The sequence below is a fragment of the Bradyrhizobium sp. 132 genome, from assembly GCF_023074185.1.
Classification (GTDB): domain Bacteria; phylum Pseudomonadota; class Alphaproteobacteria; order Rhizobiales; family Xanthobacteraceae; genus Bradyrhizobium.
Window position 1 is genome coordinate 1 of the sequence record NZ_JADPKY010000057.1, and the last position, 19,580, is coordinate 19,580.

Annotated in this window: 24 protein-coding genes and 1 tRNA gene; 11 read left to right on the forward strand and 14 right to left on the reverse strand. The window is 58.8% G+C overall.

The window, feature by feature from the left end:
• Positions 1-116 precede the first annotated feature (116 nt).
• The 3 genes from IVA74_RS10055 to IVA74_RS10065 all read right to left on the reverse strand — a co-directional run bounded on the left by IVA74_RS10055 (position 117) and on the right by IVA74_RS10065 (position 2,181).
• Positions 117-467 (reverse strand): hypothetical protein, encoded by a 351-nt coding sequence (locus IVA74_RS10055; RefSeq protein WP_247342336.1) that lies wholly within the window; start codon positions 465-467, stop codon positions 117-119.
• A 369-nt stretch (positions 468-836) separates the two neighbouring features.
• The gene (locus IVA74_RS10060) at positions 837-1,271 is read right to left on the reverse strand and encodes a hypothetical protein (RefSeq protein ID WP_247342339.1); all 435 of its coding nucleotides are present in this window, start codon (positions 1,269-1,271) and stop codon (positions 837-839) included.
• A 589-nt stretch (positions 1,272-1,860) separates the two neighbouring features.
• Positions 1,861-2,181, reverse strand: a complete 321-nt coding sequence (locus IVA74_RS10065) for a hypothetical protein (RefSeq protein WP_247342342.1) — start codon at positions 2,179-2,181, stop codon at positions 1,861-1,863.
• Positions 2,182-2,253: 72 nt separating this feature from the next.
• Here IVA74_RS10065 and IVA74_RS10070 point away from each other — a divergent pair, with 72 nt between their 5' ends.
• The 3 genes from IVA74_RS10070 to IVA74_RS10080 all read left to right on the forward strand — a co-directional run bounded on the left by IVA74_RS10070 (position 2,254) and on the right by IVA74_RS10080 (position 4,375).
• Positions 2,254-2,406, forward strand: a complete 153-nt coding sequence (locus tag IVA74_RS10070) for a hypothetical protein (protein WP_247342344.1) — start codon at positions 2,254-2,256, stop codon at positions 2,404-2,406.
• 41 nt (positions 2,407-2,447) lie between these two features.
• Positions 2,448-2,615 (forward strand): hypothetical protein, encoded by a 168-nt coding sequence (locus IVA74_RS10075; protein ID WP_247342346.1) that lies wholly within the window; start codon positions 2,448-2,450, stop codon positions 2,613-2,615.
• A gap of 263 nt (positions 2,616-2,878) precedes the next feature.
• Positions 2,879-4,375, forward strand: coding sequence for a DUF6056 family protein (locus IVA74_RS10080; RefSeq protein WP_247342348.1), 1,497 nt, complete (start codon positions 2,879-2,881; stop codon positions 4,373-4,375).
• A 376-nt stretch (positions 4,376-4,751) separates the two neighbouring features.
• Here the strand turns inward: IVA74_RS10080 and IVA74_RS10085 are convergent, their stop codons facing one another.
• The 3 genes from IVA74_RS10085 to IVA74_RS10095 form a co-directional block, all read right to left on the reverse strand.
• Positions 4,752-5,480 carry a DUF3800 domain-containing protein gene (locus IVA74_RS10085; protein ID WP_247342350.1) on the reverse strand — a complete coding sequence of 243 codons (729 nt, stop codon included), beginning with the start codon at positions 5,478-5,480 and terminating at the stop codon, positions 4,752-4,754.
• Between the two features lie 215 nt (positions 5,481-5,695).
• Positions 5,696-5,989 carry a hypothetical protein gene (locus IVA74_RS10090; protein ID WP_247342353.1) on the reverse strand — a complete coding sequence of 98 codons (294 nt, stop codon included), beginning with the start codon at positions 5,987-5,989 and terminating at the stop codon, positions 5,696-5,698.
• Entirely contained in the window at positions 5,986-6,204 is a 219-nt protein-coding gene (locus tag IVA74_RS10095; protein WP_247342356.1) for a hypothetical protein, read from the reverse strand. The genes IVA74_RS10090 and IVA74_RS10095 overlap by 4 nt, the downstream gene beginning before the upstream one ends.
• Before the next feature lie 63 nt (positions 6,205-6,267).
• On the opposite strand from IVA74_RS10095, the gene IVA74_RS10100 reads away from it, so the two are divergent.
• Together IVA74_RS10100 and IVA74_RS10105 are read left to right on the forward strand one after the other, a co-directional pair.
• Positions 6,268-6,531, forward strand: a complete 264-nt coding sequence (locus tag IVA74_RS10100; RefSeq protein WP_247342358.1) for a hypothetical protein — start codon at positions 6,268-6,270, stop codon at positions 6,529-6,531.
• Positions 6,528-6,668 carry a hypothetical protein gene (locus IVA74_RS10105; protein ID WP_247342361.1) on the forward strand — a complete coding sequence of 47 codons (141 nt, stop codon included), beginning with the start codon at positions 6,528-6,530 and terminating at the stop codon, positions 6,666-6,668. The genes IVA74_RS10100 and IVA74_RS10105 overlap by 4 nt, the downstream gene beginning before the upstream one ends.
• A 1,028-nt stretch (positions 6,669-7,696) precedes the next feature.
• On the opposite strand, the gene IVA74_RS10110 is transcribed toward IVA74_RS10105, so the two are convergent.
• Positions 7,697-7,990, reverse strand: coding sequence for a hypothetical protein (locus tag IVA74_RS10110; RefSeq protein ID WP_247342364.1), 294 nt, complete (start codon positions 7,988-7,990; stop codon positions 7,697-7,699).
• A 707-nt stretch (positions 7,991-8,697) separates the two neighbouring features.
• Between IVA74_RS10110 and IVA74_RS10115 the strand changes: the two genes are divergently transcribed.
• Entirely contained in the window at positions 8,698-9,090 is a 393-nt protein-coding gene (locus tag IVA74_RS10115) for a hypothetical protein (RefSeq protein ID WP_247342367.1), read from the forward strand.
• A gap of 1,804 nt (positions 9,091-10,894) precedes the next feature.
• On the opposite strand, the gene IVA74_RS10120 is transcribed toward IVA74_RS10115, so the two are convergent.
• Positions 10,895-11,359, reverse strand: coding sequence for a DUF6680 family protein (locus tag IVA74_RS10120; RefSeq protein WP_247342370.1), 465 nt, complete (start codon positions 11,357-11,359; stop codon positions 10,895-10,897).
• A gap of 1,093 nt (positions 11,360-12,452) precedes the next feature.
• On the opposite strand from IVA74_RS10120, the gene IVA74_RS10125 reads away from it, so the two are divergent.
• Positions 12,453-12,632 (forward strand): hypothetical protein, encoded by a 180-nt coding sequence (locus IVA74_RS10125; RefSeq protein ID WP_247342372.1) that lies wholly within the window; start codon positions 12,453-12,455, stop codon positions 12,630-12,632.
• Between the two features lie 20 nt (positions 12,633-12,652).
• On the opposite strand, the gene IVA74_RS10130 is transcribed toward IVA74_RS10125, so the two are convergent.
• The 3 genes from IVA74_RS10130 to IVA74_RS10140 all read right to left on the reverse strand — a co-directional run bounded on the left by IVA74_RS10130 (position 12,653) and on the right by IVA74_RS10140 (position 15,136).
• Positions 12,653-12,946 carry a hypothetical protein gene (locus IVA74_RS10130; RefSeq protein WP_247342375.1) on the reverse strand — a complete coding sequence of 98 codons (294 nt, stop codon included), beginning with the start codon at positions 12,944-12,946 and terminating at the stop codon, positions 12,653-12,655.
• Positions 12,947-13,613: 667 nt separating this feature from the next.
• Entirely contained in the window at positions 13,614-14,948 is a 1,335-nt protein-coding gene (locus IVA74_RS10135; RefSeq protein ID WP_247342378.1) for a hypothetical protein, read from the reverse strand.
• A gap of 113 nt (positions 14,949-15,061) precedes the next feature.
• Positions 15,062-15,136, reverse strand: a tRNA-Glu gene (locus IVA74_RS10140).
• A 222-nt stretch (positions 15,137-15,358) separates the two neighbouring features.
• Here IVA74_RS10140 and IVA74_RS10145 point away from each other — a divergent pair.
• Genes IVA74_RS10145 through IVA74_RS10155 form a run of 3 tightly spaced genes read left to right on the forward strand, consistent with a single transcriptional unit; the run spans position 15,359 to position 16,088 of the window.
• Positions 15,359-15,613 (forward strand): PilZ domain-containing protein, encoded by a 255-nt coding sequence (locus IVA74_RS10145; protein WP_247342381.1) that lies wholly within the window; start codon positions 15,359-15,361, stop codon positions 15,611-15,613.
• Positions 15,614-15,669: 56 nt separating this feature from the next.
• Entirely contained in the window at positions 15,670-15,915 is a 246-nt protein-coding gene (locus IVA74_RS10150; protein ID WP_247342383.1) for a hypothetical protein, read from the forward strand.
• Positions 15,916-15,920: 5 nt separating this feature from the next.
• Entirely contained in the window at positions 15,921-16,088 is a 168-nt protein-coding gene (locus IVA74_RS10155; RefSeq protein WP_247342386.1) for a hypothetical protein, read from the forward strand.
• 118 nt (positions 16,089-16,206) lie between these two features.
• Here IVA74_RS10155 and IVA74_RS10160 read toward each other — a convergent pair whose 3' ends face one another.
• Positions 16,207-16,845 carry a glutathione S-transferase gene (locus IVA74_RS10160; RefSeq protein ID WP_247342389.1) on the reverse strand — a complete coding sequence of 213 codons (639 nt, stop codon included), beginning with the start codon at positions 16,843-16,845 and terminating at the stop codon, positions 16,207-16,209.
• A gap of 332 nt (positions 16,846-17,177) precedes the next feature.
• Positions 17,178-17,630, reverse strand: coding sequence for a VOC family protein (locus tag IVA74_RS10165; protein WP_247342391.1), 453 nt, complete (start codon positions 17,628-17,630; stop codon positions 17,178-17,180).
• Between the two features lie 689 nt (positions 17,631-18,319).
• Here IVA74_RS10165 and IVA74_RS10170 point away from each other — a divergent pair.
• Complete coding sequence (locus IVA74_RS10170) at positions 18,320-18,622, forward strand: hypothetical protein (RefSeq protein ID WP_247342395.1); 303 nt, start codon at positions 18,320-18,322, stop codon at positions 18,620-18,622.
• Between the two features lie 492 nt (positions 18,623-19,114).
• Here the strand turns inward: IVA74_RS10170 and IVA74_RS10175 are convergent, their stop codons facing one another.
• Positions 19,115-19,387 (reverse strand): hypothetical protein, encoded by a 273-nt coding sequence (locus IVA74_RS10175; protein ID WP_247342398.1) that lies wholly within the window; start codon positions 19,385-19,387, stop codon positions 19,115-19,117.
• Positions 19,388-19,580 lie beyond the last annotated feature (193 nt).

A 19,580-nucleotide genomic window follows, 5' to 3' on the forward strand; every position in this document is an offset into this window, starting at 1 on the left:
CGAGTTTCTGAGACATGGCGTGCTCCTTGTCTTGGGCGCCCCTTGCCAGCTTGTCCTGCTGGCAGGGCCGGAGCACGGCCGGACCATTCCATTAGCGGAGCACCTTGAAAGTGAAGTCAAGTCATGAGTCCAGGCATGAAGCATCGGACGCGCGGATGGCCGTCTATGTAATGCCTCCAGACCATTGTGCGGCCGAAGCGGTTTGGTTGTGTGACAACGGCACCGTCAGGTACGATCACCCATTCGCCGTCAATGAGGACGCGGTAACGGCCCCGACTGGACTCCCAATCGGCATCGGACACTATGTATCCATCGGCATCGGTACAGCACTTTCCAAATTCGCTCTGCAAGCTTTCAAACCACGACTTCAGCGGAGAGTGGTCGTAGCGGCCGTCGTCACGTGCAAGTACTGGTGTCAGTAGCAACACTGAGCCCAGCAACGATGCCGCAAGTTTCGCTGGGAACATCTTTTTGCCTCCGCGATATTCGCCGGCCGATCCGCTGACTTGGTGCGGCTTAGGCTGGCAACCCGGAAACTAAAGTCCATTGCAGCTGCCGCTGATGACTGACGATAGCTACAATCGCTCGATGCGGTGATGGGACAGTTCATCCCCATCGCCCACTGACGTGAGTCCGGCAATTCGAGCGATGGTTCAAAAATCGACAACACTTCAACTAAAGGTCAGTGCAGCTGCTTCTTTGGCCTAGCCCGTCAGGACGGCTTGGGTCCACTCGAACGCTTGACCGCTGCTGGCCCAAATGCGGAGTGCACGATGTCCGCTATTTGGGTCGCCATCGGGGGAAAAGCGGACGTCGCACACAATCCGCGGGCGGTCTTACTGCGCTAGAAATCCGAATGCGACAACCAGTGCCACCATGCTCGCGAAAATCAGCAGTGCCGGGAGGGATTTTCGGGTCATTGGTTTCGTCGAATGGCGCGCAGCCGATTGACCGGGTTGAAATCTAGGCGGTCTCTGGGATCGCACGACTTTGCCCTCTGTCGTTGGCGTCCGAGCCTTTGGTTCCGGTGCTGCGCCTACGCCTCCCATCTCGCTGTAATAAGCGCTGTAGACCTCGCGAACGGCTAGGGCCGTGGACTCGGCCTCGCTCATTGTCTCGAGCCGAGTTCGATAGTTAATCAGAAAGCCTTGGCCGCTCGACGGCAGGTCATCGAAACCACCGAGCTTGGCCATCATGAGCCAGGTGGCAAAATCCGCCTCAGCCTTCGTGCGCGCTTTTTTGGCGATACTGGCGTTGGAGCTAGAGGACATGGTGGTCCGACTGGTTTGAACCCGGCCGCGAAGCTAGTTTATCGACACCATCCGCGCGGCGGGGGCGGGCAATTGGCTATCCAATCACAGTACCGGGAAAGTTCAAACGCGAACCTTACCAACTAGTCGGCTCCTGGCCAGGTTGAGACCGAGCAGGCTAACTAGGGTAGGGCTCACCTCTGCAGATCCCCAACCGCAGTAGCTATCAAATTCGTGGTCCAGTTCGACTCCAACTAGCACGGTCTGGATGCATGCTCTGCGACCCATCATACGAACAGTGAGCGTGGAAACAGCGTCTGCAGGCCGATGCTTTAACGTCTGCGGATATCCACTCCTCCGAACCGAATTGCCTGTGATCTGCATCCTCAGCATTTTCCGGAGGTCGCTTTAGGCCGCCGTAAGAAGCTACGGTGATGAGCTACGAGTAGACTAATCAGCCAGGCCAACTGAAGAGAGGGCCGTTGTCGCATCTCTTTCCGCCACGGAAGTGAAGTCGATCGAGAACATGCGTGGATGACGCTGCGGACATTCACGCGATGGCCTACGCACTTCGGCATGCATATGCCGAGGTCCCGGACAATTTCGTGCACTACACTATTCCAACAGCGGGCAACAATTTGCACTTGCCGAAAACGTCGATGTCAATGCAGGAAATAAGGGCTGCATCAAATACGAGATCGGCAAGGGCGGCGCAGCGAACGACATATGGATTGGGATCAATTGCATTCAGAGAAATACGGCGGCGAGCGCCGCCTTCTCGTTCGATAGTCCAACGTCTCAAGACATTCTGCAGCGCAGTGCGTGCGCTTCCGCTCCTGAGGGTGCTGCGCTCTGCGTTAGTCACGCGAACGGGCGGCTCGTCGCAGATGGGGTAGACGTAGAAGGGTACTTCATCGGCCTGCAGCAGCACGTAACGTCGAGCGGTAAAATCTCATCTTATAAGAACGTGCAGCAGAGCTCGAACAGTTGCGCGGAGGCAATTTTGCTGCTCAGCGGAAATGTTCCCGGGAATATCATCTTTGAAAACATCGCGACCTCTTGCCCCATCACCATCCTGAACGGGCAGCCGGGCGGCTCTAATTTCACCGGTAACGTCGTCAAGCAGATCACCTGCGTCAGCGGAGCGTGCAGCTAGGTGCGTCGAGGCAACATCCTAGCTCAACAGGTTTTCAACCCATGAAAATGCTTGCAATCTCACTCGGACTGCTCGGCGTCAACACGGCTTCAGCAGCCGAGACCGTGATCTATCCGCAGCTCCCGCGTGACCGGCAGTGCGCCGCGATCGTCGACCGGGGCGGCGGCAAGATCACCGTGCTCATTCGCTGCAAGGGATACGTCGATTAGGTTGTCTATAGTGGTCGCGCTGAGAATTCCACCATCATCGACTAAAGTCTGAGTAGTGGAGCAGCCGGTGCGGCAGATCGAGCAATGGGCCGGTCCATGCCCGGATCGGCGACACGGCGCTGAGCTATAGATCACTTTCATCCTTGCTTGGATCAACGAGATATCGCCTTCGTTCAATCCTGCGCGCAGGAGGGCGCCAATTCCAGGTTGACGCCACGTTTAGCAACAACTAGAAACGAGGTTTTCTGGTTGAAGAATATTGCATGCATACCAAAGTCAATTTTACAAACAGCGATGCTCGAGGTGCGCGTACAAAACTGGCTTCGTGGACCATTATCGTTGTCGTGCCCGCCGTGTTCATCCTGAAGCTGCTAGGACTGGCGCTATATGCGATCCCCGAATCCGATGATTTTTGTTTCTTCTATGCGAACAATCATCATGGCATCGTGGGATCGGTGTCGGTGTTCTACAACTCGGCCATAGGGCGTATCACGCCGTTGCTGCTGATGCAGCTTCCTGCCGTCCTACGCACCTCGACAGGCATAGATCTTTTCATCTGCTACGTCTTGACCATGGTTGGTTTCATGGTGGCGTTCGTTGTGGCGATGATATTTCTTGCGCGACGGATCCAGTCGGACACAACTCTCTTGCAGCAGATTGCGCTCGGGCTGGCGTTCGCGGCTGTGCTCGCGAGCGAGGCACCGAGCCTGCACCAGATGTTCTATTGGTTACCAGGTGTTGCCTGTTACACCGTTCCTGCGGCGATCGTCGTCTTGGTGTTTGCTGAGCTCATAAACGCGACGGAAAATGGATTGAATCTCTCGCGCGCATCGACTGCGCTGATGGCCCTCGGTGGTTTAGTCGCGGCTATGTGCAATGAGTTCACGGCGGTTTGGCTAATAGCTATCGTCTCGTGCTCGCTGTTGGCTCGCTGGGTGTTTGACCAACGACTTCAGGTCGATGCCCATTTGTGGGTTGGTCTCGCGACTGTCGCCGGTCTCGCCGTCGTGTTGTCGGCGCCTGGAAATTCCGTGCGCATGAGTCAGTTTCCGATGGCGGGTAATTTTTTGAACTCACTGAAGGAGGCGCTTCTTTTCGGCTTGATTGGCCTGGGGCGCCTCTTCAAAGAGCCCGCGACGGCGACGTGGCTTCTATTCGTTGTGTTGGTCACCGCCGCATTGCCACAGCCGAATTACGTGAGTTCGAGAAACAGAATGTTTTTAGCCGCAGGAGTCGCGCTGATTGGTCTGGGCGGCGCGTACTTCGGATACTTCGTGCACCAATATGCGACGGGGAACCGTCTTGTGGAGAGGGCGCAGAATGAGGTGCTGGTCTTTGTGCTGTTCAGCCTGACCATGAGCGCCGCGCTTTTTGCCCGAGCATATCGCGACCAAATTGGCAAGTTGGTCAGCGCGTTACCTTTGCCTTCATCAGGCATGGGTGTTGCCGTGCCTTTGATATTCGGCGCCAGCTTGGCAATAGCGTTGCACTACAGCAAGGTCGGCATGCAGATTCGGTCGGAGCGAGACGGCTCTAGCGTCTTCTGGCTCGAGAGCATGGAACGTCATGCGCGCCTGACCCTGTCTCCTGAGCAAAGGCTAGTGGTCGCGCAGCACACGGCGCACCCGACTACGTTAATGAGCAGCGATGTGACCGACAACCCCGGCCGGCTCCCGAACGACTGCATCGCGCGCTTCTATCAAAAGGAGAGCATCATAGCGGGGTCCGCGGGTACGCCTAGCGTGCAACGTGCCGACTAGGCCAATGGCAGGAAGTCGTAACCCGACGGCAGCGCGCCCGAGAAGCGGCAACTGATCGACGGCCTCTATTTCAACATGAATGAGATCGGCAAGGCCGGGAAGAAGATGCTGACGGACAGCGAGAAGGCGCTGCAGACCGAGGCCGCGCCGTAGCCGTCTTTCAACTAAATTCAACAAACGAATCACGCCGGCGCAAAGACAAAAGCATTAACGTCCTGTAAAACCTCAGCAAAAAAATACTTATCCCGGCAATTCACAGCCGCCCTCTGAATCACTATGTTATCGTCAACTCCCTAGCCTGACGCCACCGCCCAGGCGGTGGCACCCACCCCAAGGTGGGGGTCGATCTCGATCTAGAGGCTAGGGACCATCTCTTTCACACTCGGAGCTTGCGCGGCCAAACGGAGAATTTGGCGACGCGGTTTGTGCCCTTTGTGATGTCGCTGATGCCAGCGCGCTTCATGATGTACTTGGCCAGTTCCAGCTTTGCTGGGTTCGCGTCTGCCGCCTTATCATGACCGTTGAGTTGGAAGGCGATCGCGCCGATGAGAATATCGGCAACCTGTAGGGGCAGTGTCTTTTTCGAGTCGCGAAACTGGCAGCGCCGAACCGGCCATTCTCGCGTGTCGCCTCGTTTTCGCGCGCCTTGGCACAGGATCTGACGTAGCTCCTCCGGCGAATTTTTGGTGTCCCTGTAGTCGGGATAAATGTGGAAATAAGCCTTCGAGTAGAGTTGGCCAACCTTGTTCGCGAGTTGGTACAGTTCTTTGTTGAAGCCGATTTCGCTATCGCCATCGTTGAACTTCTTATGGTTCTGCCGAGTAGTATCAACGAAAAGCGAGTGGAAATGCCACTTGTCTTGATTATCGAAAACGACGTCGACCATCCGCTGGTAAGCCGCAATCTTGGCTTTTGAGACTTTCGTCCACTTCGCCTCGCCTTCAGGCAGTTCCGGCCGGCGCGCTTTTTTGATAGCTTCGATCAACTCCGGTGTGTCGAGTAGGCTGACGACGATAGCGCCCAGCACCAGGTAGCGGTGCTTGTTCTGACTGCTTTCGTCAGCGTAGACTTCGATGATGTCATCTGGTTTAGCAGGTGCTCGCATGGCTAATGTTGTTTGCAGGCCGCAAACTTTTGAGGCTTGGGCGATCGAGGAAGAAGAATCGTGTCAGTCAGTGGACACCCGGGCCGCGACTCGACGCAACGCACATGATGCGGCCCCCTCGGTTACAAACAGGTCGCCTTTTTTGTGCGCGCGGTGCGGTTGTTGTTGACCTACCGCGACTCAGTAGCCGCTTCATCCGCGTAATCAAGCCGGATTTACCGAGTTGCCCATTTTCGGCCGTGCGGGTGCATGCGCGACTTCGCTTGTTCACCGCCACCACCTGGTAGCGCGTAGTGCTGATCGAAATACGCGACGATCGCTGGCCGATACCTTCGTTCGCCCCAGAGGATCTGTTTGCGCGGGAAGCCGCTCTTCGGGTCGCGGTCAAGCATCCGCAACGCTGCCCGCGCGACCTTTTCTGGTACGCCAAGCCGACGGATCATCTCGGCATCTGAAACCCAGAGCTTGCCTTGCTCGCGTTCGATTGTTTCAGGTGCGGGAGTGGTCATACATTATCCCAGCCGGCGGCTAGCTCGGACTCTTCGCCGCGATACTTTCGAAGCTCAAAATTGTAAATGGTCGCATCATTGCCGCCCTTGGCGGCCTCAAACAGCACGTATTTGTATTGATCCGCCCTCAGCGTTGTCAGGATCGGCTGCAGCATGTCGCTGGGGAAATACAGCTTCGCTGAGTATTCGGCACCCCGATAGTGCACATAACCCACGGGAGGGATTTCCCTGGGTTCGGATGGCGCGCCGCCGAGTCTGTCCCCAAATCGGCGCTTCGATTGCTTGGCAGCCTCGATGAGGCCACCCGCCGAGTTAATTCTTGGAAGCCGCGTAGGTCAAAGAACGGCACGCCGGAAGAACGGGCAGCAAAGGCGGCCGCGGCCGCATTGCCATCGGCGACAGTCATCGAATTGCAACGCCCTCCAAAGCGCGCGTTGTTGCCGCAGGAATTTGAGGCGAAGCTCAATCAACTGGACGCGCTCGGCCGCAGTTATATCGAAGGCTATATGCAGGCGCTGGTCGACCAGAGGGGGCAATCATGAACGCCGACCAACGGGAAGAGCGGGCAAAATTCAAACAGGAGATGAGGCGGCGCATCGATTTGATCGCGGTCGACTACGGGGTGCCGGAGTCGGAAGTCGCGAAGGTGAGAGGGCGGCTCAGCACGATGATCTGCTGAACTTCGCGAAAAAGTACCGCATCAGCCTCGACTGGTTGATCTGCGGCGACCTAAAGGGGCTCGTCCGAACGATCGTCGCGAGGCGCGAATGACGCACCGCCGGCGGCTGTCCCGCTAGTCCCTAAAAGATGCGCCGCCGGGCTCGAGATACACTGTCCCGGCGGCGCCCTGTCTCAAACTGGGTCCTGGAATCCCAGCCAACTAGATATGAGCAACGCCCGTGCCACTGTGACAGGCCCGCCGGTCACGTTGGCGGGCCTGCATCCGAGTTCGACGTCTTCGGGAACAATCGACGATCGAGCTCATTCAAGGAATGCTCCGGCGCCGTCTCCCTGTTCCGGCTGGAGCCTCATGTAGCGGACGGCTTCAGCCCCCGTGCCCAAGGCTGAGGCCGTTTCGCTGTACGATCGGGAGTCCGATAAGGAATTGCGGCAGACGGTCCAAGAGGATATCCAAAGACCAGCGCGCGCTCATCAAGAAGCTCCGCAGGAAGATGAACTAAGGCCGCCTTTCATGGCGGCCTATTTCGTTTTTGGCGGTTCGGCTGGCCTGCCTTACGTATTTATACCGACTGTCCTAATTTGGTTCTCGACCTAATCTCGCGAATGGAACGGGAAGGTGAAAGGGCCTGTCTCATGCCCATCAACAAGGAATTCGAGGCGTCTACCGAGGGGCAGAACCACCAGGTCGATGAAAGCCAAACGACACGAGAGATGCTCCGCCGTTCTCGGGAGCAGATCGCGGCGTCGAGGGCACTGCTTCGGCAAAAGCTATCCCCTATCTGGCACCCTGAGCTTCCAGAACGATAGAAACCTCGTCCGCTGTTCCCGCGTTGTGCGGAATGACGGATCGAGAAACCAGGCAGCTCCCGCTTTGTGCTGCGTGCAATAAGTCTATGACATTCATAGACGCAGTTGCTTGGCCGGATGGGGCGATTGCCATCTTTCGGTGCTCCGGCTGCAACAAGCTGTTCTGGGAGATGCCCAGGCGAGACCAGAAGTAGGGCGGCCTCAGTTGGGCGGCCTCTGTCATTGATCCCTATTCAGCTTGCGCCGGCCCCAATGTGGCTCCTTCCCCTTCGGATTGATCTCCGGGGTGTAGTGTCGGTTCAAGGCCCGCATGGCCCCAATACGGGCAAACATCGTCGGGCCGCCACCTTCCGCAACCAGGATCAGCGCCTCCATCGCTGCCTGCCATTTTGGCGCGGAGTGCTCTTTCTTCGGTAGCGCCGTGACGTACTTGGCTGCGTCAAGCAGCGTCACCAGCTTTGTGCCGGCCACCTCAATCGGATCTTCGAACGACCGCCCCCAGCCTTTGCTCATTTCGTCTTTCGACAGCGGGCGAGCTCCGCTCTTGCGAGTGCCCGGGCTTTCTCAATCGCTTCTGCCCCGGTCAACAGGTTAGGCGAGAGCCGCCGTCCCGCAACATCGTCCCAGTAGAAATTGACGCTCGGCCGACCATCGGCGAAGCAGACTTCGTAGCTGCCGGTCTGGGGCACAGCTTCGTGCTTACGGATGCGGACGGGGGCGGGCATGCCGCAATCAAAGCGGCATTCGATGCACCTCGCAAATTATCAATCCGTAGGGCTTCGGAACGCGCGCGAGCTACTGCGCGTAAAACATTGCACATGAATCGAACCGGCCCGGCCTGGCCTGGCGGGAGGACGCGGGGTCAGTGTGGGATAGTTTGATTGCGGCAGGATAGCTGGCTTGAACCTGGGCACCATAGGCGCATATTCGGCGGATGCTCGAGCAGCGACCAACTTTCATGGCTCGGAAAAATCCCGGACTTGGCTGGGGGGTCGATATTCTGTGGCCCGACGGCGAAACGGAAGCAATCAAGGGCTTTATTACGGAAGGCGACGCGGTCAAGTGGATTGCTGAGCACGAGCACTCTAAGCCGTGGCAGGGAAACACGAATCAAAAAGCATCCCTAGCTCCTTAGAAACCCCGCCCACCCTCCGGACGCGGGCTATGGGCGGACTCCATAGACTTGACGGCGACCACGCGGCAGGAGTCTGATCGGCTGCATGGGGCAACATCAGCAGGACATGGACGAGCTCGCGCGCATGGAGCGCATCTGCCTGGATCTGGCGGCGGGCGCGGCTATGCCGGAGGAACGGGCAGGGCTCGAGTTCATGGCCGGCTGCTATCGAGCAGAGGCGGTTAGTCTGGCCGCCCGCTTCCCATGCGCTTCCCATCAAGAAAAAGCGGGAAGCAAAAGCAATGTAGCGCGCTGTATTTCCTACATAAAATCTTTGCTTGACCGATCTCCGGTTACCACGTGGCCGTCGTTGCCGGTGCCGTGTTCTGCCCACCTGGCGCAGTCAATCAATCGATATCGGATCGCCATCGGCAATGGCACCATCAGGGTAACATTCGCAGATGCGGCAATACGAGGGCTCAACTTCGCAAGCCGTTGACACCCAGTGAGAAGCTGGGGCGATAGGACGGAAGTTCGTCATCGGGGTGGACCTCGGCACCGAAGCGCGTTTGTGCGTGTTCCCTTGAAGGGACCGTTGAGACGTACTCGAGAGCCTCCAAAAGGAAGTTCAGGCTCGCCTATTGACCTCGGCGCAGGAAACCGAACACCACACCAACCTCGATTGGGTCGGCGTGTGCATTGACAAGCCTTTGCGGCGCTTCTTTCGGCATTGACGTGATGCTCGGTATGTTCGGCGTCGCAGTCTACACCTGCGAGCAATTGAATCTGCGTGGTATCCGCTCAATCTGATGACCAGCAAGAAGCACGCGACCGGGTATGGTAACGCGAAGAAGCCCGACATGCAGGCGGCGGCGGAGCGGCGCTGGGGTGTGAAGATGGGGAGGCGAAGCGCAGGCGGCGTGGGCAGGCGCTTACGCGCTGGACCTCGATCGATTCTGACAGCGGGCAAGAAAAGGCCCCAGCCTAAGGAAGGAAAAAGACTGGGGCCTCTGGAGGGTCTCGCGCTGTCTGGACGCGATGACTTAAAGAAAGCCCAACGCGTGAACTGCCGTTCCTAAATGACTGGGGCCAGCGCGGCCCCCGGTCTCCTTAAAAATCCGAAATGAAAAGGGATTGCCAGCCCCGGTCGCATTATTCTCGCCCCAACTTGGATCAGACAATCACGATTTCAGCGTTCCAGGAAGGGGAGCCATCTACCTAGCTTTGCTTGCCTCGTATCTGCGCCATATGGCCTGATAGGCGACAGATCTACTAAAGATGTGAGCCAGTGCTTTCCATGAGCCGCGCAAACATCGTCCGCAGCTTCGGTCGATGGCTCATGAAGATGCCATCGCGGGTTTTCTTGTCGGCCATTACGCGTGCATTGGTTGAACTTTCACCTTTACGCTGCAAGGCGTTTGGAGCGGCATCCTCTTATCGGCCATCCAGACCTCGGTCTTCTCCCAATGGATGGCAGGCAGTAATCTTCTCGGTGGCGCCGGACAAGAGCCATCGCATCAGTGTGAGTGAGCTTTTGCCTCGTGAGCAGACGTGATCGTGGGCGCGCTGAAGACACGCCACTGCGTGTGATTGCGGCAGGCAAAGTCAAAAGAAGTGTCCGTGGTCACCGGTCTGCTTATCAGGACACGGGTGCTACCCATGTGGCAGCAGCGATGTCAGAGAGGACAATGCTTACAGGTAGATGACGTTTCCATGCACGCGCTCGGCAACGACACCGCAACGAAACGCCGCACAGCGGGAAGGCGTGAAGGAATGCGTGTCTGCTGTAAGGGGGTAGGGAGGGGTGTCCGCAGCTTCAGAACCAATCGTTTGTTAGCGACCGCTCGCCCCCAGTTTCACACGCGTCTGCAATTGAAATGTTGGGGGGTATCGCGTGGCGCCTCGTCTGCCGCCGGCCAATCGCTGGCGACCGCGAGCCGGTCGAGGTCGCGCTCGTACCTCGGGCGCGGCTGATGAAGAACATCAGAACAAAGGTTTCAAAATGACTGATATTCACAACGCTCCCCTAGACGCAACCGAACCGCCGCCGGATGCAATTGAAGGTGTTTGTGTTCAAGTCTGCTCGATAGTAGCAGAGACACTCAAAACAGGGCCGGTGTCGTCCCTAACCAGAATAGCTATCCTCCCAGGCCGACCAGCAAAAGTGAAGTCGCGCACGGCCTCGCCCAATGCGATCGTTGCCATCTTTCGGGCCGCATCAATGCTCTCGAAGTCCTCGCCCGCGCGGTCTACGGTAACGAGTTCCGCTTCGTGGTAGTCGAAGTGGTATCGGGCCATGCCGGCTAAATCAGTCCGGGGGGAGACGTTCCAAGAACTTTGCTGAGCTTTGATCCTTCGCTTGGGTTGAGTTCTTCCTCAGAGAAGGTGTAACCGAGCGCGGTGGACATTTCAGAAAGCAAATCGACCAGCCGTTCGGTGACGCGCTCGTTCCATGCTCGGGCGATGTTCATGTCTTGGTTATCGTCCGGAGGGCCGTTTCCCAGCTCGCCGAATAAGGCGCGCCAGGCATGGATAACCTTGCGATCGGCGCTGCCGCCGAATCGTTTAGGAGAAAATTCCAGATCAATGAGGTTCAGGGCGCGCACGTATTCGTCGCTGAGCCGTGTAGCCCTATTGGCCATCAACGCCGTGAATATCCACTGTCTCCGTCGTCCGCGCTCACTGGCTCGCTCAATCCATTTTTGAGTTTGGACTGCGACCACAGGTCCAAGCAACGTCGCGATCACAACCCACCACTCGATAGCCATAACGTCATCCTCCCAGCGCCACCGTCATTCCAACCGCAACCGGAAGGTGAGTGCAAGGCTCGATGTCGGGGGATTGACACGTGATTGCCCTTGCGCCGCCCCGACTCAGGAGTCGCCTTCCATCGCGCAATCCAGCGCTGTGGAGGCGAGCATGTCGCGTGTCTAAGCATATCGATCGCATGAGGAGCGTAGTGCGGCCAGGCGGAAGTGGATGAACGTCCCTCCCGGTATGACACCTGAGCTTGTGGACGAGTTCATGCTGCGACTGAAAGCACGGGAGACGCTGCGAAAGATCACGACGAGGCGATCTTCGATGACGGCGGCGGAAAGCTCGGGGACAATGTAGTCCGCGGTTTTTGGGATTGAGCGCTTGATGGACCCAAGGCAGGAGACTGGCTGAGCCAGGGGGAGCGGCAGCGCTTCAGGACAGGACGTGTCTCGCCACCTGGCGGGGTCTAGCACTCCCGGCGCTCTGATCCGCAATTAGATTGGCAGCCGGGAGCATTGGGGCTGGAGGTTGAGCCGTGCCATGTTCTCCCTTAACGACAATGGGTAGACGGTAGTCTTACCGACTCCATTTTCGCAACGGGGTGTTCTATTATCGGAACACCGGAGAGATTTAAGTACCCGTCAATTTTCAGTTGTCCGGATGGCCGCAGTGGGGCTGGAACCACGCTGCGGCTTTTCCCTGTTTGCCTTGGCGGGCCTGTCTCCGGTCTCAGCGGCCTTAGGTTGAATTTCGGGTTGGACTCGTTTCCGACCAAATTTAGGAACACTCGGCTGCGCTTAGCGTCGTTGGCCAGCTCCATCAGCTAAAGATTGCCAATGCTTCGCCTTGGTTCGAACTTTCCGCCACTTAGCCCAAGTCAATTTGGGAATTGCCAGCATTGCGACGGCCGCTTGTTGCGAGTCCAAAGCTATCTCGACACTCGCTCCGGCAAAACAGTCCGCATCTTCAAGTGCACCGACTGCCAGAGGTTCATGTGGGACGATTAGGCCCGCCCAACCCATCCCACTGATGATTTCCATTAATATGTGATAATTGCGCCCCCGTGTTCCGGAGGTATGGTGTTCCGAACAGGGAACGCGTGCGATGGACTACCGCGCTTTTATCATGAGTGAGGACGGGCGGATCACCGGCGTTCATGAGATGGAATGCGCCGACGACGTTGAGGCCACAGCCAAAGCGAGACAGCTGCTCGACGGCCACGATTTGGAAGTGTGGAACAGAGATCGGCGCGTCGCTGTCTTGAAGCACCACACAAGACAGTAAGGCCGTCTCGCGGCCTTTGATCATTGGTCCCTTCTCAGCTTGCGCCGGCCCCAATGCGGCTCTTTTCCCTTGGGGTCGAACTCCGGGACATAGTGTCGGTTCAGCGCACGCATGACGCCGATACGGGCGAACAGCGTCGGGCCGCCGCCTTCCGCTACCAGGATCAGCGACTCCATCGCGGCTTGCCATTCCGGCGCAGCGTGCTCGTTCTTCGGTAGCGCCATGATGTACTCGCCTGCGTCCAGCAACGTCACCAGCCTGCGGCCGTCCACTTCGATCGGATTTTGAAAAGGCCGCCCCCAGCCCTTGGTCATTTCGTGTTTCGATACTCCGTCGATGGAACGGCGGGGAAAAATAGCAGTTAGGTCGTATTGTTCATTAATTCACGGAGGCCGACTTGATTACAGCCGCCAGGTGCAGAGAACTCGCAAATCATTACAGAGCGCTGTCTGTAAGTCCTAACATTTCCGCAAGCCAAGCCTTTTTGTTGAAGAATATCGCCAAGACCTTTGCCGGTTCTGCTGGTCAATTGGACAGACTGGCCTCTCTGATGAGAGCCGAGGAGAGAGGAGAGACGGTCAAGCAACGCGGCCAGTTCGAGTAGCGTTGCAAAAGGGGGCTCGGAGAACGTGCGAGGCCAGGTCATTTCCAAACGGGCGCGCCTGTCCTGACCCGCTCACTCCGGGCGATCTCCTTAGCGATCTCTTCAGCCTGCTTCTTGCTCGGCTGACCGGTTATCGAGCGTCGGCCCGCATTCTCATCAAACTGCACAAATGGCTCAGGCATGCCGCTATCGAAACGCGGCGCGGAGTCAAATTCTCAATCCCTTGGGCCTCGGAACGCGTGCAAGCTACTGCGGCTCGTGGGTGTGGAGAATTGGCGGAGCGGCTTCCCAGCCGCAAGGCTGGGGCTGTCTTGGGATCAGGGCCGCCAACTGAGAACCTTCACCTGTCCAGCTGCGGCTTAGGCCGGCGTCAGGGCTTAGGCCCGCGTCAGGGCAATCAACTTGAGATATTTCGCCTTGAGCTGCAGCCCGTAGCCGTCGCCATATTTCGGCTTGCCCGTGGCGTGACCGATTAACTCGTCGGTTAGCTCCTCTGGGCACTCGACGGCCTTGAGGCGATCCTTCAGGCTGTGCCGAAACGAATAAACGCCGTACTTAGGTCTCTTCTTCAGCGGAGTATCCTCACTCAGCTTAGGCAGCAGCTTGGCCTTTTTGAAATGCTTCATCAGCGTGGCGCTGAGGTTATCGCCATTATCTAAGTAGCGCGGGAAGCCTGCCGGGTGCCGTTTCATTGCCCCGAGCGCCAAGCCGACGAGCGGGATGTCGCGCTCGCTGTGCTCAGTTTTCAAAAGCCTACCTTCAGCTTCTACGCGAATGAACGGGATATCAGCGTCCAACTTGATCCTGCCCTTTGAGAGATTCACGATCTCGCTCGGGCGGCAGCCGGTTTCCATCGCGATGTAAACCACGTCCTTCGCCTCGTCGTTGAGGCCGTCAAGCGCCCCCGGAGCCAAGATGACGTTCCTGATGTGCTCGACCGTGAACGGCGAGCGATTACCATCCCTGCCACCATCAAGGCGCGTGCCCAGGAATACATGATCCAGCCCGAGCTTGAGGCGTTTGTCGACGGCGCGGATCATGCCCCCGATGTGGCTGATGTTCTTGTTGGCGCTGCTCGGGCTGATGCCCTCGGCGATAGTGCGAGCCTCCCAAAAATCGGCATAGGCCACGGCGTCAGCGCGCGCGAGATCCTGCAGCGCTTTATCGCCTCGCTGCTCGATCAATATCTCAACAGCGCGCTTCTTGGCGCTGGTCCATTTGCGCTTCTGATTTGGGGACATTTTCGAGAGCGGCGTTTGCTGGGTCTTTTCGTACTCGGCGAACAGGTCGCTCAGCATGACGCGCGGCTTGTCGACTGCACCGAGAACGGCATCCACGATGGCGACGTCGGTCTTGCGGTCGCCAACCTTCAAGGTCTCGATCCGAACAAGCAGTTCGCTGACCTCGCGCCTGGCGGCCTCATCGGGTGTCAGGTAGTCAAGCCCATGCGAGCGCGCAATGGTGACTGCGTCCTGCCAGCGCTGCTTATCGGGCGTGCCGGATGCGAGGCTGCGCCAGTGCGCCTCCTGTTGCTCGTTGATCCGAGCGGCTACCCGTGCGGCCTTGCTGCCGGTGCGATCGTCGGCCACCGCGATCTTCGTGCTGATGACGACGAACTTGCTGCTCTTGCCGCCCAGGCCAGCGTATGCTTTCGGGACTCGACGGTGATACTGCCAGTAGTCGTTTCGCTGAATCAGGTAGTCGGGCTTCATACCGCACCCATGTATCTACGCAGTGTATCTACGTTTACATGCGATAGGGAGCTGAAAATGTCAAGCTTTACGGTTAGCTAGTTGATTTTGCGGGGTTTTTGCCGGGGCTATTTTGGCGCTCCCTAGCGGAATCGAACCGCTCTCTCCACCGTGAAAGGGTGGCGTCCTAACCGATAGACGAAGGGAGCAAACCCAGGGCCCCGCCGCTTTTCGCGGCACGGCCGCTGACCACCCGAGTCGTGCCCGGCGGCTGCAGCGGGCGAACCTATAATGGCCTTTGGCGCCCTGGGCAAGCCGTTCGGGAACGCTCTTTTGGGCCGGTGGACAGCCGCCCCCCGGATCATTCGGGGGCGAATTCAACGGTTTCTTAGGTTCCCTGAGCTAGCGCTGCAAGGGGAGAATTTGAGCCAATGCCACAGCCCAAGAAGCGCGCGGCCCGCAAGTCGCTGTCGCAGCACGCCTGGATCACGCTCGACGGCGGGTTCGCGGCACGGCAATGCCTGGTCCAGGACATCTCCGATACCGGCGCGAAGATCACGCTGGACGAGGATGCCAGCCAGCTCCCGGGCACGATCCGGATGGCGTTCGCACGCGATGCGCGGACCGGGCGGAGCTGCCAGGTGGTCTGGCGCCGCGGCAAATCGGCCGGCATCAAGTTCATCTGACCGCGGGCGAAGCGACCCGATGGCGCGTGGCGCCGGTCCGGGCTAGAACGGCCCGCATGCGTGCGCTGCTCCTCATCCTCGTCTCGTTGCTAGGTACATCCGCGTCCGCGGCAGAGGCCTTGCGTCTTCCGCCCGCGGAGCGCCCACAGGCCGGCAAGGCCTTGCCGCTGAAGGGCGCGGGCGGGACGGCGAAGGCGGGCTCCTGCGCCTCCTATGGCCGTGGCTTCTATATGGTCGAGAGCACCGGGACCTGCGTCAAGATCGGCGGCTCGATCAGCGTCGAGACCACGGTCAGGCGCTGAACCATATGCCGCCGGATATCATGCGGCCCGAGATCATCGTCCCGTTCGTGATGTATTGCGCGCTGCTGTGGTGGGTCGGCCGCGGCCTGAGCTGGACGGCAAAGCTGGCCACCGCGGTCGTGTCGCTCGTGGTGATCGTCGGCGTGCTGCTGGTCGAGCGCGGCTGGCCTTGAGGCCCCCAAAACAAAAAACGCGAAAACAACCCCATGCACAGTAGCCGTCAAGTCCCGGCGGCGCGCGCCAAAATGCCGATTCATCGTGCTCTCAACGGACTTTAAGCCGCGTCACCGCTCACGACATCGGCGGGGCCACATATTGCCCAAATCCGGGCCGTTTGCCGAGTTCGGCAAGCCAGCGCGTCAGATGCGGCTGCGCGGGCCGGGTGATGCCCTCGACGCCGAGCCAGCGCCGCGCATAGGCGCCGATCGCGATGTCGGCGAGCGTGAACGCATCGCCGTCCATGAACGGGCGCGTGGCGAGCAGGCGGTCGGCGATGGCCCAGACCTCGGCGGCGGCATCGGCATCCTGCTGCATCCTGATCATATCGCGCTCGGCGGGCGGCGTGCGCACGATGCCCCAGAACACCGGACGGTCGACCGGCTGCACCATCGACAGCGTCCAGTCGAGCCAGCGGTCGACACTGGCGCGCAGCTTCGGCGCTTCGGGATAGATCGGCGTGCCGCGCCCGTGCGCGAGGCAGAGATAGCGCATGATCGAATTGGACTCCCACAGCGCGAAGTCACCCTCGACCAGCGTCGGGATCCGCGCATTGGGGTTCATCGCGAGATAGTCGGCCTCGCGGGTCTTGCCAAAAGCCATGCCGGCGTCGATGCGCTCATAGGGTAGGCCGAGCTCGGTGAGGCACCACAGCACCTTCTGCACGTTGACCGAATTGGCGCGGCCCCAGATCGTCAGTTTTTGGTCCGGCACATCATCCTCCCGCGGCGTTTCTTTCGGCGCGGGTGATAGCGGAATTCGCCGTGGCGGGCGATGCGCGATTGCGCCGAGCCCCTTATGCAAAAAGGTCCTCATGCAAAAGGTCCTCATGCAAAAAGCTCCGCGCAAGGCGGAGCTTTCATTGCAAGCAAGCCTGTTGCAAGTGAGCCCTACGTCAGTGGCCGAAGAACAGCCACAGCAGAATGATCACCGGGATCGGCACGCCAACCATCCAGAGCAATAATCCTCGTCCCATTGCGTCCTCCTCCAATTGCATTGTCGAAGAGAGAACGCAGGGGGCGGGCGCTGGTTCCAAAGAGGCAGACTTACCAATGGCCGGTGTTGGGCATCGAGGACCACGGCTCCTGTGGCGCCTTCGGCTCGCCCTTCTGCAAAATCTCGATCGAGTGCAAATCCGGCGAGCGGACGAAGGCCATGTTGCCGTCGCGCGGTGGACGGTTGATGGTGACGCCGGCCTTTTGCAGCTTCTCGCAAGTGGCGTAGATGTCGTCGACCTCATAGGCGAGATGGCCGAAGAAGCGGTCCTCGCCGTATTTTTCCTCGTCCCAATTCCAGGTGAGTTCGACCAGCGGCGCGCCACGCGATTGCGGCTGCTTCTTCAGCGCCTCGAGATCGTCCGACGAGCACAGGAACACCAGCGTGAAGCGCCCCTTGTCGTTCTCGATCCGCCGCACCTCCTTCAGCCCCAGCGCATCCTGGTAAAACTTCATCGCGACATCGAGATTGCGCACGCGCAGCATGGTGTGAAGGTATCGCATGGTTGTTGCTCCCTGGGGTGGATGGAGGGGTTTTTGGTTTGGGCCGGGACGGCGGGTAGCAAATAGCAGGAAAGTCGGAGGAGGGGCAGGGGCCGCGTGCACATGCACGTGAGGAGGAAATGGCGGGTGGACCAAAGCCGCAAGGCCGGCAAGGTGGCGATCGCAAATGAATTTAATGCACTGGACTGCACCCCCTTAAGTGCGACACGGCAGAGACGGTGAGCGCATCATATTGACTTATCCGTCAGGCGTGGCCCCGAGGCTCGCGGAGCGAGCAGGGTACCCAACTTATCGTCGCGGAGAATTTGCTCAGACAACCGGGACCACCTCACTCGTCGCTGCTCTACGGGTGGAATCGCCACGATGGTGAAAAGTTGAAGATGTGAGTTAGTTGGGAAATCGTGAGCCGTGTTCTGGACCTGCCAACAGGGCTGATTAACGCGTTGGCGGATGAACTCCTGCGGAGATGACGCGACTAACCGCTATGGCCAATATTCTAGGCGAGCTTCTGTTCGCACTTATCCGCTCGATTGTTGCTGGATGGGCGTATGCGCTCTGGGCCAAAGTGGCGACGTGGCTCGACCCGAAATCCAACGGCGTTGGGTGAACGTTGCCGTAGGAGGCCTCCTCGGCATGGCCGCCTATTTTATGATTCCGATACTGATGGGGCTGTTGGGTCTTTGAAAACAATGAAATCCATTCTCATCGTCGCATTGGCGGCCGGGGCGCTCGTCTCGACGGTGCTGCTCGTCATGGAGCAGCTAACCGACCACTCCATCGCTGTGATGGCATGGGAAATGCCGGGCATCTCCGCAGCTTACCTTTTCTGGGGAGCTGTAGGCAGTTCCGTTTTCTTGGGCGTAGCCATCGCTTGGACCGTGAATGCAATCGTTTACGGGGCGGCCGCCTTCGTTGTCCTTGTCGTCGTCAAGCTAGCAATTCGCCGTCTACCGAAGTGGCCTCGCAATTACGGTGACAGTGCTGGATGTTGACCTATCCGTCAGGCGTGGCCCCGAAGCTCGCAGAGCGAGCAGGGTCGCGTGAGAACTGACCGTTCCGGTGCGCCCATTATTGTGAGGAGTGCATTGCAACGATGCGTTTGGTGAGGGAGCACTTGCCGGGAACAGGTTAGTTGTCAGCGCGTACCGATGCGTTGATGTCGCGGGCAGAAACCGGAAAAATGCGCCGCGTCCAACGTCCCCATTGCGTCCGGTTGTCACCCGGCAGTGCGTTGGACAACGCGGCTTCGCTCGACAGGTTTCCAAACGCTTCGAGAGTGAGTTATCGCGTCTGAAGAAACACTTGGTGGATAGCTCGCTCGTGGCCCATCCTTCGAGACGCCCGCCTGCGGCGGGCCCTCAGGATGAGGTCGGTTTTGCGGCGAGACATTAGATCCCCGTTATGATCAGACCCTCGTCATGAAACGGCCGCGCCGCTTTGTGGAAAGCGACGCGGCCGAAAGGCAAGCCGTGCAGGAGCCCGGCTTACTTCATGTTGCTGCGGGACTTGGTGCCGCCCTGGTCGCTGCCGGGGCCGGAGCCGCCCTGGCCGGAGGCGTCGGGCTTCACCATTCCGCCCTTGTTCACGCCGTCACGGCTCATGCCGGTCGTGCCCTTGGTCATCGTGCCCTTGTCCGAGTTGGTCGTGCCGGGTTTCTGCATGTTGTCGGTCTGCGCAGCGGGGCCGGTCTGGGTCTGGGCAAAGGCAGAGCCGCACATGAGGCCGAGGGCGGCGGTCGCAATGACAAGCTTCTTCATCTCAAACTCCTGGTTGGTTGTGTAAGCCAACGGGAGCGCAGAAGCCCTGTTCCTAAACCGGGCGTTCCGGAGCAAAGAAATTCTCGTGTGCAGCTAGGGTCTGTTGGGATTCAGGATTCTCATCGGGGCTTGGTTGTGATTCAAGCTTGGGATGGACCGATTCGTTTTGACTGACGCCCAATGGGCGAAGATG

Excerpts from the sequence above, each read along its gene's own strand:
- IVA74_RS10055 (WP_247342336.1), bottom strand. The coding sequence starts at position 467 with ATGTTCCCAGCGAAACTTGCGGCATCGTTGCTGGGCTCAGTGTTGCTA.
- IVA74_RS10060 (WP_247342339.1), bottom strand. The coding sequence starts at position 1,271 with ATGTCCTCTAGCTCCAACGCCAGTATCGCCAAAAAAGCGCGCACGAAG.
- IVA74_RS10075 (WP_247342346.1), top strand. The coding sequence starts at position 2,448 with ATGAAAATGCTTGCAATCTCACTCGGACTGCTCGGCGTCAACACGGCT.
- IVA74_RS10080 (WP_247342348.1), top strand. The coding sequence starts at position 2,879 with ATGCATACCAAAGTCAATTTTACAAACAGCGATGCTCGAGGTGCGCGT.
- IVA74_RS10085 (WP_247342350.1), bottom strand. The coding sequence starts at position 5,480 with ATGCGAGCACCTGCTAAACCAGATGACATCATCGAAGTCTACGCTGAC.
- IVA74_RS10090 (WP_247342353.1), bottom strand. The coding sequence starts at position 5,989 with ATGACCACTCCCGCACCTGAAACAATCGAACGCGAGCAAGGCAAGCTC.
- IVA74_RS10105 (WP_247342361.1), top strand. The coding sequence starts at position 6,528 with ATGAACGCCGACCAACGGGAAGAGCGGGCAAAATTCAAACAGGAGATG.
- IVA74_RS10110 (WP_247342364.1), bottom strand. The coding sequence starts at position 7,990 with ATGAGCAAAGGCTGGGGGCGGTCGTTCGAAGATCCGATTGAGGTGGCC.
- IVA74_RS10115 (WP_247342367.1), top strand. The coding sequence starts at position 8,698 with ATGGGGCAACATCAGCAGGACATGGACGAGCTCGCGCGCATGGAGCGC.
- IVA74_RS10120 (WP_247342370.1), bottom strand. The coding sequence starts at position 11,359 with ATGGCTATCGAGTGGTGGGTTGTGATCGCGACGTTGCTTGGACCTGTG.
- IVA74_RS10125 (WP_247342372.1), top strand. The coding sequence starts at position 12,453 with ATGGACTACCGCGCTTTTATCATGAGTGAGGACGGGCGGATCACCGGC.
- IVA74_RS10130 (WP_247342375.1), bottom strand. The coding sequence starts at position 12,946 with ATGACCAAGGGCTGGGGGCGGCCTTTTCAAAATCCGATCGAAGTGGAC.
- IVA74_RS10135 (WP_247342378.1), bottom strand. The coding sequence starts at position 14,948 with ATGAAGCCCGACTACCTGATTCAGCGAAACGACTACTGGCAGTATCAC.
- IVA74_RS10145 (WP_247342381.1), top strand. The coding sequence starts at position 15,359 with ATGCCACAGCCCAAGAAGCGCGCGGCCCGCAAGTCGCTGTCGCAGCAC.
- IVA74_RS10150 (WP_247342383.1), top strand. The coding sequence starts at position 15,670 with ATGCGTGCGCTGCTCCTCATCCTCGTCTCGTTGCTAGGTACATCCGCG.
- IVA74_RS10155 (WP_247342386.1), top strand. The coding sequence starts at position 15,921 with ATGCCGCCGGATATCATGCGGCCCGAGATCATCGTCCCGTTCGTGATG.
- IVA74_RS10165 (WP_247342391.1), bottom strand. The coding sequence starts at position 17,630 with ATGCGATACCTTCACACCATGCTGCGCGTGCGCAATCTCGATGTCGCG.
- IVA74_RS10170 (WP_247342395.1), top strand. The coding sequence starts at position 18,320 with ATGAAATCCATTCTCATCGTCGCATTGGCGGCCGGGGCGCTCGTCTCG.
- IVA74_RS10175 (WP_247342398.1), bottom strand. The coding sequence starts at position 19,387 with ATGAAGAAGCTTGTCATTGCGACCGCCGCCCTCGGCCTCATGTGCGGC.